At 63.0% G+C, this 10,906-nt stretch carries 10 protein-coding genes; 4 read left to right on the top strand and 6 right to left on the bottom strand.

Translation table 11 applies throughout. The annotated features are described in order from the left end of the window. Window positions 1–134: 134 nt before the first annotated feature. A complete protein-coding gene (locus tag I7X13_RS00780; protein WP_198073990.1) occupies window positions 135–2,942 on the bottom strand; it encodes a beta strand repeat-containing protein in 2,808 nt (935 codons plus the stop codon). Between the two features lie 197 nt (window positions 2,943–3,139). Further along, window positions 3,140–3,988 (bottom strand): glutamate racemase, encoded by an 849-nt coding sequence (gene murI, locus I7X13_RS00775; protein WP_198073989.1) that lies wholly within the window; start codon window positions 3,986–3,988, stop codon window positions 3,140–3,142. A gap of 135 nt (window positions 3,989–4,123) precedes the next feature. Between murI and I7X13_RS00770 the strand changes: the two genes are divergently transcribed. After that, window positions 4,124–4,351 carry a hypothetical protein gene (locus I7X13_RS00770; protein WP_198070264.1) on the top strand — a complete coding sequence of 76 codons (228 nt, stop codon included), beginning with the start codon at window positions 4,124–4,126 and terminating at the stop codon, window positions 4,349–4,351. A 66-nt stretch (window positions 4,352–4,417) separates the two neighbouring features. Here I7X13_RS00770 and I7X13_RS00765 read toward each other — a convergent pair whose 3' ends face one another. Then, entirely contained in the window at window positions 4,418–5,104 is a 687-nt protein-coding gene (locus I7X13_RS00765; RefSeq protein ID WP_198073988.1) for an arylesterase, read from the bottom strand. A 178-nt stretch (window positions 5,105–5,282) separates the two neighbouring features. Here I7X13_RS00765 and I7X13_RS00760 point away from each other — a divergent pair, with 178 nt between their 5' ends. Then, the gene (locus I7X13_RS00760) at window positions 5,283–5,978 is read left to right on the top strand and encodes an ABC transporter ATP-binding protein (protein ID WP_198073987.1); all 696 of its coding nucleotides are present in this window, start codon (window positions 5,283–5,285) and stop codon (window positions 5,976–5,978) included. Between the two features lie 62 nt (window positions 5,979–6,040). After that, a complete protein-coding gene (locus I7X13_RS00755) occupies window positions 6,041–8,572 on the top strand; it encodes an ABC transporter permease (RefSeq protein WP_233454622.1) in 2,532 nt (843 codons plus the stop codon). Between the two features lie 95 nt (window positions 8,573–8,667). On the opposite strand, the gene I7X13_RS00750 is transcribed toward I7X13_RS00755, so the two are convergent. After that, window positions 8,668–8,970, bottom strand: coding sequence for a hypothetical protein (locus I7X13_RS00750; RefSeq protein WP_198070261.1), 303 nt, complete (start codon window positions 8,968–8,970; stop codon window positions 8,668–8,670). 467 nt (window positions 8,971–9,437) lie between these two features. On the opposite strand from I7X13_RS00750, the gene I7X13_RS00745 reads away from it, so the two are divergent. Then, window positions 9,438–9,965: a hypothetical protein gene (locus I7X13_RS00745; RefSeq protein ID WP_198073986.1), complete on the top strand. Its 528-nt coding sequence runs from the start codon at window positions 9,438–9,440 to the stop codon at window positions 9,963–9,965. A gap of 163 nt (window positions 9,966–10,128) precedes the next feature. Here the strand turns inward: I7X13_RS00745 and I7X13_RS00740 are convergent, their stop codons facing one another. Continuing rightward, window positions 10,129–10,443, bottom strand: coding sequence for a hypothetical protein (locus tag I7X13_RS00740; protein WP_198073985.1), 315 nt, complete (start codon window positions 10,441–10,443; stop codon window positions 10,129–10,131). A gap of 278 nt (window positions 10,444–10,721) precedes the next feature. Continuing rightward, the gene (locus I7X13_RS21710) at window positions 10,722–10,847 is read right to left on the bottom strand and encodes a hypothetical protein (RefSeq protein WP_262895080.1); all 126 of its coding nucleotides are present in this window, start codon (window positions 10,845–10,847) and stop codon (window positions 10,722–10,724) included. Between the last annotated feature and the right edge of the window lie 59 nt (window positions 10,848–10,906).

Below are 10,906 nucleotides of genomic sequence, written 5' to 3'. Positions count from 1 at the left end.
GATGCCACTCGCTTCCCTCCTACCATCAGCTCCCCCCAAAGCACTGCCCAGCTGATAAAGCACAAAAAAAGCCCCCGCATTGGCGGGGGCTTTTTCACAGGTACTGACCGGTTCCGGTCAGTTCGCACCAAGACTTAGTTCTTCTCGATGCGGCGCACAGCGAGTACATCGCCCTGCTTCACCTCGAGCATATAGACGCCGCGGGCCAGCGAGGCCGGCAGCACTACCTGCTTGTCGGCACCCAGCGTGGCCGGGGCCAGCACCACGCGGCCGGTGAGGTCGCGCAGGGCTACAGTAGCAGCGCCAGCCGAAGGCAGCGCCACGGTGATGCGGTCGGTAGCCGGGTTCGGGAACACCGACAGGCCGGGCAGCGCTTGGCTGGCGGCCGTAGCCGTGCCGGTGAAGTTGGTGATGTTCAGGTCGTCGAGGTTGATGCGGGGGTTCTGGCCCGACGTGGTGTTGGTCGTGCTAAAGCGCAGCCGCACGTTGCCGCTCCGGTTTACCGTCAGGGTGTAGGGGGTCAGCGTGCTGGTGAGGGTGGCCGGCGTGCCGGCAATGGGCTGGTAGGTGGTACCCCCGTCGGTGGATACTTCGGCCGTGAACGTGGGGCCCGTGTCGGAACCGTACAAGCCAGCCGAAATGGTCACAATGCCCGCGCCGTTGGGCTTGTCGAAATTCATGGCAATAGAGCCGCCGCCGCGAATACGGGCCGACTTCGTCTGGTTCACACGGTCGTTGAACAAGTCTCCCAGCAGAGCCTGGGTGAAAGTCCAGGCGCCGGAGCGCAGCGCTACGGGCGCGGCATCGGTGTAGCCGGTGCGCGTGCCCTGCTCAAAATCTTCGTAGGCAACCGTCGTGGCAGCAGCCACTACCGCGAAGTCCAGCGTGTTGGAAGCCGTACCGCCGTTGTTCACCGTCACGGTGAACTGACCAACGGTGGCGATGGCGCTGGCGGGGATATTGACGGTAATGCTGGTGGTGCCGGTAACCGTAGCCGCCGTGTAGTTCTGGCCGCGGAAGTTCACCTGCGTGGTAGCCGTCAGGTTGGTGCCGCCTACGGTGAGTACGAAAGCAGGGCCACCTACCACAGCACGGGCCGGGCTCAGGGTCGTGATGGTGGGCACTGCGGCCACCGTCACCGTGAAGCTGGTGGTGCTGGTGGCCGTGCCGGCAGGCGTGGTCACTACGATGGGGCCGGTAACGGCCGTAGCGGGCAGCACGAACGTGATGGTCGTAGCATTAACCACCGTGAAGCCGGTGACGGCGATGCCGCCCACGGTCACCGCCGTAGCACCCGTGAAGTTGGTGCCCGTGAGGGTTACCGTGGTGCCAGCCGCGCCCGTAGTGGGCGTGAAGCTGGCGATGGTAGGAGCCGATGCCGTTACGGTGAAGGTACCAGTGCTGGTAACCGTGCCGCCGGGCGTAGTCACGGCAATGGTGCCGGTGGTAGCAGCGGCGGGCACCGTGAAGGTGATGGTCGTGGCGTTCACCACGGTGAAGCCGGTGATGGCCAGGCCATTCAGGGTAACGGCGGTGGCGCCGGTCAGGTTAGTACCGGTGATGGTAACAGTAGTGCCGGCCGCGCCCGTGGTGGGCGTGAAGCTGGTGATGGTGGGTGCGGGCGTAGCCACGGCGGTCACGGTGCCGGTCACGTTCACGTTCACGGAAGTAGCGCCGGTGCTGTTCAGGGCCACGTTGCCGGTAAAAGTGCCGGTAGCGGCACCGGTCAGGCGCACATATACGGGCGTGTTAGCGACGGTGCCGCTGGCCTGGGGCACCGTTACGGTAGCGGCAAAGCCGGTGGTGGCACTCAGCGAAACCTCGTAGCCGGTTGGGGCCGTCACCACGATGTCAGCGGTGAGCGACGTGCCACCCACCGTGATGGTCTGGGTGGCCGAAGGCGTGCCCACAGCCGTGGTGAACGCCGTGAGGCTGGCCGGCGTGCCGGTGATAGTGGCCGTAGCGGCCGAGCTGCAGCCCGCGTTCAAGGGAGTGTCGGTGGCGGTGAGCACCACGGCCGCAGTGCCGCCGGCGGGGTTCACCGTGTTGGCACCCGAAGGCCAGATGCCGTCGGCATCGCTGTTGCAATTCAGCACGGCACCGCTTACGATGCTGCGCTCTTCTACCCGGCGCACGCCGGTGGCGAGTGTGTTGGGGATAACGGCGGTGTAAGAGCCGCTGGTGGTGCTGTAGGTGTAGGCGTTGGCACCAGTCTGGGTGGTGCCGGTAGTTACGCCGATGCTCTCGACCACTGCGCCGCTGAGCGGCCGGCCGGTACCCGCCGTGTTGTCATAAGTAAAGACCACGTTGTTGGGCGTGGCCGACGACGAGCCGGTGAGCAGGGTGCCGTTGTTGGCGCCAGCGCCGGGCAGGAAGCCCAGCAGGGTGATGCTCTGGTTGAGCGCACGGCGGGCCACCACGGTAGCCGGCACCGCGTCGGTAGCCAGCGTAATGGTGGGGAACAGCACGGTGCCCGGCGTCTGGAAGCGGGTGGCGTTGTTCGAGTTCACGAAGAAAAACCAGCCCGTGTAGCTGCCCGACGCGTCGGTGGTGAAGGTGGCATACGAACCCGCCGTCGACAGGCTGCCCGTGCTGGAGGTGGCATAGGTAGAAGTAGCCGGCGTGGTGCCCGGTGTGGCCGAAAGCACAACCCCAGCCCCCGAAGCCGAGTTGCCGAATTCCGTCGCCGTGGCCGCCTGCACATAGTAGCGGTACATGGTGCTGGCGGTCAAATTAGAAACGGTGGCGCGGAAGGCCACGCCCAGCCGCGGGCCGGGAAAAGTGGTTGTGCCGCTGTTGTTGCCGTTGCTCAGGTACTGCGGTACCACTACGCCGGTAAAATCGGCCTGGGTGAGGGTTTGGGCCTGCGTTGCCAGGGTGGGCCACGTCAGGGCCAGCACCGCCAGGCAGGAGCGCAGGCGCGTTGTGAAGAATTGCTTCATAGTGAAGAAATAAAGTGAAAAAGGAAGGTGAAAAAAGTGAGTGACGTAAGTATTGCATTTGCGCTTATACACCCCAAAGATAGAGCGACGCAGCGCGGTTGGAAAGTTACGGAATTATCTCCTGCCCAAAGCCGGGATGCCCGCGCTGCCGAATGTCACCCCGGGCCCGGGGCTTTGCGGCGAAGAACTCCTGCTTTTTATTCCCACAACGGGTAATGCTCCAGGTGCACTTCCTGCTCGAAGAATATCCGCGTACTCTCTTCAAAAGAGCGGGTGAAATCGGACACGTAGAAATGGTGCGCGGGCGGCGTGGCCGACGCGGGGGCCAGCAGGCCATGGGCTGCTAAGTATGATTCGGCCGCCGCCGCCACTACGTCCGAAGCATCCAGCACATCCACACGGCCGGCGTAGAAGCGCGCAATCTGCTCCTTTATCAGCGGGTAGTGCGTGCAGGCCAGTACCAATGCGTCGATATCGGCCAGGGCCGGGTTGCCTAAATAAGTGCCGATGATGTCGTCCGAAATGGAATTCCTGAAGAAGCCTTCCTCAATCATGGGCACCAGCAGTGGGGTGGCCAGCGACTGCAGGTCGACACCCGCATCGAGGTCGTCGACTTTCTTCTTGTACACGTTGGAATTCACCGTTTGCTTCGTGCCGATGAGGCCCACGCGGCGGCCGGCGTAGGCCTGGCCCAGGTGCGCCACAATGGGGTCAATGACGCTCAGCACCTGGGCCTTGCTGCCCACGTATTCGCGCACCAGTTCGTAGGCGGCGGCCGAGGCCGAGTTGCAGGCAATGACAATCAGCTTGCAGTGCTGGCGCAGCAGCAGGTCGCAGATTTTGATGGAGTAGGCCTGGATGGCGGCCGTGCTTTTGTCGCCGTAGGGCAGGTGGGCCGTGTCGCCGAAATACACGATGCGCTCGTGGGGCAGGCGCTGGGCCACGGCCCGCGCCACCGTAAGGCCGCCAATGCCGGAGTCGAACATGCCAATGGGCCGGGCGGCCAAAGCCACCGAAACGGCCAGCGTGGGAGCAGCAGTAGTCATTGGGCAAAGGTAGCCGGGTTGGCAGTGAACAGTTTTCAGGCAATAGCCAGCATTCAACCGTTGGGCCTTGCTATTTACGGCCAACTGAAAGCTACACAGTATATTTCCGCCAATTTTCAGCTCAACTCTTTTTCCATGAGCATCATTCTGGCCGAAATCGACCACGCCCTGGCCGCGCACGATGCCCGCCTGGGCCGCCCCGTCGCCATTTACCTCGGCGAGCGCAAGCTCACCCAGCTCACCCTCGACGCCGCCCGCGCCGCCCTGCCCAACCTCAGCACCGATGCCGGCCGGCCCCTTGCATACCGCCACTTGGAGCTGCTGCGCGATGAAGTGAACCTCGACGGACTGCGGGTGATATAGAATGGGTATAAGGGCAGGAGGGTGTGAGGGTAAGAGTTGCCCATCCTGACCTCACACCCTCCTGCCCTACTTCAACAGCGGCTGTAATACCGCCCACACCGTGCGGGCCACAATGCGGTGCCCGGCCGGCGTGGGATGAATGCCATCGGCTTGGTTCAGGCTACGGTCGCCGCCCACGCCTTGCAGTAGAAAGGGAATCAATACCAGGTGGTTTTTGGTGGCTATTTCCTGGTAGAGGGCTTTGAAATCCTGAGCGTAGTCCTGGCCCATGTTGGGCGGTATCTGCATGCCGGCCAGCACAATTTGCGCGCCGGGGCTGCGCCGCCGCACCGTGTCGATGATGCCCTGCAGGTTGTCGCGGGTGGCCGAAAGCGGCAGGCCACGCAGGCCGTCGTTGCCGCCCAGCTCCAGCACGAATACATCCACCGGTTGCTTCAGAATCCAGCCCACGCGGCTGCGGCCGCCGGCAGTGGTTTCGCCGCTCAGCCCGGCATTTATTACTTCATAGGGCAGTTTGAGGGAATCGATTTTAGCACCAATGAGTCCGGCAAAGGCTTGCTCGGGCTCCACGCCGTAGCCGGCGGTGAGGCTATTGCCGAAGAATAGCAGGCGCTTTTTGGTAGCGGGCGTAGCCGCCGGAGCGGTAGTGGTGGGAGCCTCGGCAGCAGCCGGCTTTTCGGCCGTGGGGCCGGTATTGCAGGCGGTGAGGGCCAGCCCGAGCAGGGCGGCCAGGGATAAATTAAGGAATTTCATAAGCAGCTTTTTGGGCACGAAACCATAAAGCGGGAAAACATGCCAAGGGTTTCAACGTCTTGGGTAACGAACGGGGGGCGGTGCGGTTGTGCGGGGCGGGCTTTGGTAATCGAAAGAACATCAACGAAAGCACATCCCCCCCTACCCGCTCACCCCCACACCCTCCTGCCCTAATCCAATGTCCATTCTTCGCGTCGATAACCTCACCAAAACCTACCCCAGCGCCGGCCAGCCGCTCACGGTGCTCCACGCCGTCAGCTTCGACCTCGCCGCCGGCGACACCTTTGCCATTGTCGGCCCCTCGGGCTCGGGCAAAACCACGCTGCTGGGCCTCTGCGCCGGGCTCGACCGTGCCACTTCGGGCAGCGTTTGGGTCAACGGCATTCAGCTCGACAACCTGAGCGAAGACCAGCGCGCCGCCGTGCGCAACGAGCACGTCGGCTTCATCTTCCAGAATTTCCAGCTGCTGCCCACCCTCACGGCCCTCGAAAACGTGCTGGTTCCGCTGGAGCTGCGCGGCCAGCGCGGCGCCACCAAAACCGCCCTCGACCTGCTCGACCGCGTGGGCCTGGCCGCCCGCGCCGACCACTACCCGGCCCAGCTGTCGGGCGGCGAGCAGCAGCGCGTGAGCCTGGCCCGCGCCTTCGCCAACCGCCCGGCGGTGCTCTTCGCCGACGAGCCCACAGGCAACCTCGACCCCGACACCAGCGAGCGGGTGGTAAACCTGCTGTTTGAGCTGAACCGCGAAGCCGGCACCACGCTGGTGCTCGTGACGCACGATTTGGAGCTGGCCGCCAAGACGCAGCGGACATTGCGGCTGCGCGGCGGCAAGGTGGTGGAAGAAATACTGGGGGCAAATCAAGTAAGCATCTGAATGGCAGGGCGAGGACATTCTCAGCAAGACGGTCTTCAATAAGCTATTACGACATCTCAAAAATGACTAATACCTCCTGGCTTTTTCGCATGGCGTGGCGCGACAGCCGCCGCAGCCGGGCGCGACTGCTGCTATTCATGGCCAGCATCATTCTGGGCATTGCGGCACTGGTGGGCATCAATTCCTTCGGTGACAACCTGGCCCGCAGCATTGCCGGGCAGGCGCGGGAGTTGCTCGGGGCCGACCTAGTGCTTAGCGCCAATCATCCCTTCGAACCCAAACTGGAACCGGCCCTTAAAAACCTTGGCACGGCCCGCATGCGGGAAGTATCCTTTGCCTCGCTGGTGCAGTTCCGGCCGGGTCGGGGCACGCGGCTGGCGCAGGTGCGTGCCCGGGACGGCGGCTTTTTCTACGGCGACTGGGACACGCAGCCGCAGGCCGCCGCCCGGCACTTCGCCGATACCGCCGCCGCCCCCGGCGCGCTGGTCGATGACGCACTGCTGGTGCAGTTTGGAGCCAAAGTCGGCGATTCGGTGCAGGTGGGCAGCGTGGTGCTGCCCATCATTGGGCGGGTTTTGAAAACGCCGGGGCAGTCCGGCATCAGCACGGCGGTGGCGCCCACGGTGTTTCTACCGTTGAAGGAGGTAGCCGCCACCGGCCTGGTGCAGCGCGGCAGCCGGGTGAAGTACACCCGCAGCTACCAATTCGCGCCCGGCACCGATGTGGCAGCCGTGCTCAAGCCCCTGCAGGCCCGCCTCGACGCGGCCGATATCGACACCGATACCGTGGCCAGCCGCCAGCAAAGCACCGGCCGCGCCTTCGCCGACCTTACCCGCTACCTCAGCCTGGTGGCCTTTGTGGCGCTGCTGCTGGGCTGCGTGGGCGTGGCCAGCGCCGTGAACCTCTACGTGCGCGAAAAGCTGGCCGCCGTGGCCGTGCTGCGCTGCCTGGGGGCCAGCGGCCGGCAGGCGCTGCTTATTTACCTGATTCAAACGGCCGGCCTCGGCTTCATCGGCGCGGTGCTGGGGGCGGGCCTGGGCGCAGCCGTACAGGGCCTGCTGCCCCGGGTATTGGGCGATTTCCTGCCGGTGGATATTACGGTGAGTGTGTCGTGGGCCGCCATTGGCACGGGCTTGCTCACGGGGCTGCTGATGGCGGTGCTCTTCGCGCTGCTGCCGCTGCTGAGCATCCGGCGCGTGTCGCCGCTGCGGGTGCTGCGCACGGCCTTTGAAGATGATACCGCCGCGCCCGACCCGGTGCGGGGCGTGGTTATTGGCGTAATCGGCTTGTTTATTCTGGCCTTCGCCTACGGCCAGATGCGCGACTGGAAGCTCACGCTGGGCTTCGGGGCGGGGCTGCTGGCGGCGTTTGGGGCGCTGGCCGGCCTGGGCCGCCTGCTGATGCTTGCGGTGCGCCGCTTCTTCCCCGCCGGCTGGGGCTACGTGTGGCGGCAGGGCCTGGCCAATCTGTATCGGCCCCAAAACCAAACGCTCACGCTGGTCACGTCCATTGGGCTGGGCACGTTTTTGCTGGCCACCCTTTTCCTCACCCAAGCCATGCTGCTGGGCCGCGTGCAGGTGGCCGGCCAGAAATCAGCGGCCAATCTGGTGCTCTTCGATATTCAGCCCGAGCAGCGTGCTGGTGTGGAGGCCCTGCTCACTTCGCAAAAGCTGCCCGTGCTCCAGCGCGTGCCCATTGTCACGATGCGCCTGACGGCCATCAACGGCACGTCCGTTTCCGTTATCAAAAAGGATACGGCGCGGGGCATTCCGGCCTGGGCGCTCACCCGCGAGTACCGCGTGACCTACCGCGACTCCCTGAACTCCTCTGAAAAGCTCGCCGCCGGCACTTTACCAGGCATTGGCCCCGATAAAATCCCGCGCATATCCGTCGAGAAAGGCTACCTGGAACGCACCAAGCTCAGCCTCGGCGACACGCTGGATTTCAACGTGCAGGGCCTGCCGCAGCGCACCATCATCGGCGGCACCCGCGAGATTGACCGCAGCCGGGTGCAGCCCAGCTTTCTGGTCATCTTCCCGGCCGGGGTGCTCGAGGGCGCGCCGCAGTTCCAAGTGGTGCTCACGCACACGCCCAGCACGGCCGCGCTGGCCGCCGTGGAGCAAAAGCTGGTGCAGCAGTTTCCCAACGTGTCGGCCATCGACCTGGGCCTGATTCTGCAAACACTCAATGACATCGTCGACAAAATCTCCTTCGTGATTCGCTTCATGGCCGGGTTCAGCATCCTCACCGGCCTGCTGGTGCTCGGCAGCTCCGTCGTCATCAGCCGCTACCAGCGGGTGCGCGAAAGCGTGCTATTGCGCACGTTGGGCGCCAGCCGGGCCCAGATTCTGCGCATTACACTGGTAGAGTACGGCCTGCTGGGGCTGCTGGCGGCACTCGCCGGCATTGCGCTGGCGGTGCTGGCGGCGTGGGCACTGGCCGTGTGGGTGTTCGAAGCCAGCTTTGGGCCGGCCGTGCTGCCGCTGCTGGGACTGGCGGCGCTGGTCACGGCCCTCACGGCCGCCATCGGCCTGTTTAACAGCCGCGACGTACTGCGCCGCTCGCCGCTGGAGGTGCTGCGGGCCGAGGGATAGCCGGGAATTTTCAAACCGGCTGCGCGGCCCAGAAAAAAGGCCATCTGAATAGTTCAGATGGCCTTTTTTCTCCTACTTACACTAATGCTAATTTATTACATGCGGATAATGCCTACTACGTGCGGCTGGCCATTCAACGGGGCAAAAATCTCTACAATAGCCTCCCAAATAGCCGTGCCCTGCGGCAGCGTGGCCGAGCATTTGAACTTATAGTTGGTGCCGGCCACTACCTGCGTCGAAACCACTTGCGGCGTATATTTCACTCCCACGAAACCGTGCATGGCCTCGTTAAATACCTGCTGGTCCTGGGGGGTGAGGGGGTGGTAGGGAGTCCAGCCGCCGGGCAACGTATTTGCCTGGCCGTTTGCGGTGGGTGCTGCTGCGGTTGAATTTGACATGGGTTTATTGGGTTATTATTTTTCCTACTCGTAAGGCTTTTCGGAATCATCGCCCCGTTTGGCAAAGTGGTTGCTGCTCCACTCGCTATTACTGAAAAACCGCTGCCTGTTGCCCATGGGTAGCTTCAGCAAACCGCCTGTTTCTCCGCGCAATAACTGATGCAAACCTAGCGCGCTACTGGGTGCTGAAATCGCGTAAAATCACCTATTTTTAAAGGCAGGTATTTGTACGTGCGTTGGGGAGGGTAGAAATACGGGCTTCGTCAGGAGGTCTGCTTCAACAGAAAACGGCCGGCCGGTTTTCATTGCATAGGAGGTCATCATACCCGCGTTTTTCTCATGCCCAAGGGCGCTTTTCAAGTAGAAGTAGCAACGGTCATTGGGTAGGCTTTTCAGCACCACTGTTACGCTGGTAGGATGCCAGCCGGCGTAGTAGCTTTGGGGCTTTCCACAACCCTTTATTCGACATGTTCTACCGATTAAGCGGCCTTTTGGCCCTGCTGGTGCTGTTGGCCGCGCCCACCCACGCGCAGCTTATCACCGACCCCGCCCGCGCTGCCGCCGCCCGCGACACCCTGCTGCAACAAGCGGCGCAGCTTCGGCTGCACGCGGAGCAAACCAGCCCCATATTCAACACCAATGCCCGGGCTCGCGGCCGGCGCCGCGTGGTGGTGCAGGGCATTTCCCACCAGAACAGCGGCACCTTGCCCAACGACGGCGTGCGACAGACGCAGTGGGCTCCCGATAACATTGCCTGGCGCCACGTCACCCGCTACCGCCGCGATGGCCGCGTGCAGGAACGTTACCGCCTCAGTGCTGGCCACCAAATGCTACTAAACGAGCGCCGGCTAAACGGCGCTGTTATCTGGCTATCCGTTCCTGTGGCTTACACCAGTGTCCCCGGCATGGTCGTTCGGCATCGGGGTTTGTTCCTGCGCACCGGCTACGTCATGCTCGACAAAGACCAGTACGTGCTGCCCAAATCATTGCAATAGCTCCCTGCCGCATTGCCAGACACGGCGCGCCAAAGGCCCGTTTACCAACCGGTAAACGGGCCTTTGACTTTGGTTGAAATCATGGCGCTGCGATGCGTCTGGCCCCTCCTACCGTTGCGCGACGAGCGTTGCAGGCTACCTGTGGCACGGGCCGGACTGCTTTTTACCAGGCTTCCTCAATCTGGAATAATGAATTGAGGCGCAGCAGGTCAAGGCAGCGTCGCAGGGGGGCATTCACGTTGCGCAGCCACACCTTGGCCCCCGCTCGATGCAGCAGCAGCAGCTGCGAAACCACGTAGCCAACCCCCAACGCACGCTGGCACGCCAGCCGCGAACAATCGATGTGCAGTGACGATGCGCCAAGCGAAAATGCCAGCGCCCGTGCCCGCAACACCGCATTGGGCTCATCCAGATTGAGGGTGCCCGGCGCAGCTGTCCAGGAAGTTGAGGTCCGGAATGGCAAAATGAATGATTTCATGATTATTGAGGACTTAGTGAATAGTAAACATAGTAAATATTATTAAAATATATACAATCTTTCTCCCAAAGCGCCGAAGCTTGCCTGGTGCGCCGACCGCCCCGGTTGCTAGCTCACGCAGCATCAAACCGATTGCCGGCCGTAACCAATGATTTCGCGTCTGCCGATGCGCCGCAGGCCGCTAGGAGCTGGCGCAGCTCGGTTCCGCTGTGCACCGGGCCACTATAGTGTAGCTTCCCGCCACACAAGCTGCCCGTGAACAGCTCCAGCTCTCCACGCTAGGCCAGCACGAAGGCCCGAAGCACGCCCCTGGCACCGGGCCGCACGTAGGTGGTACCCGGCGTGGCTGTCTCAGCCCAACAAATGGGGAAGAAACCTTCTTCGTGCAAATGCAGCGTCAGCATAAGAATGAATAGCTGGTGAATACTATAGCTTCACAAAGCTCTCCAACTCGCAGGCACTA

Source organism: Hymenobacter negativus, from assembly GCF_016056375.1.
GTDB classification, from domain to species: Bacteria; Bacteroidota; Bacteroidia; order Cytophagales; family Hymenobacteraceae; genus Hymenobacter; species Hymenobacter negativus_A.
Note: the sequence above shows the minus strand (reverse complement) of the source record. Positions and strands in the feature narration are given on the sequence as shown.

What these genes read in the sequence shown, in the direction of transcription:
- I7X13_RS00780 (WP_198073990.1), bottom strand. Translation starts at nt 2,942, where the DNA reads ATGAAGCAATTCTTCACAACGCGCCTGCGCTCCTGCCTGGCGGTGCTG.
- murI (WP_198073989.1), bottom strand. Translation starts at nt 3,988, where the DNA reads ATGACTACTGCTGCTCCCACGCTGGCCGTTTCGGTGGCTTTGGCCGCC.
- I7X13_RS00770 (WP_198070264.1), top strand. Translation starts at nt 4,124, where the DNA reads ATGAGCATCATTCTGGCCGAAATCGACCACGCCCTGGCCGCGCACGAT.
- I7X13_RS00765 (WP_198073988.1), bottom strand. Translation starts at nt 5,104, where the DNA reads ATGAAATTCCTTAATTTATCCCTGGCCGCCCTGCTCGGGCTGGCCCTC.
- I7X13_RS00760 (WP_198073987.1), top strand. Translation starts at nt 5,283, where the DNA reads ATGTCCATTCTTCGCGTCGATAACCTCACCAAAACCTACCCCAGCGCC.
- I7X13_RS00755 (WP_233454622.1), top strand. Translation starts at nt 6,041, where the DNA reads ATGACTAATACCTCCTGGCTTTTTCGCATGGCGTGGCGCGACAGCCGC.
- I7X13_RS00750 (WP_198070261.1), bottom strand. Translation starts at nt 8,970, where the DNA reads ATGTCAAATTCAACCGCAGCAGCACCCACCGCAAACGGCCAGGCAAAT.
- I7X13_RS00745 (WP_198073986.1), top strand. Translation starts at nt 9,438, where the DNA reads ATGTTCTACCGATTAAGCGGCCTTTTGGCCCTGCTGGTGCTGTTGGCC.
- I7X13_RS00740 (WP_198073985.1), bottom strand. Translation starts at nt 10,443, where the DNA reads ATGAAATCATTCATTTTGCCATTCCGGACCTCAACTTCCTGGACAGCT.
- I7X13_RS21710 (WP_262895080.1), bottom strand. Translation starts at nt 10,847, where the DNA reads ATGCTGACGCTGCATTTGCACGAAGAAGGTTTCTTCCCCATTTGTTGG.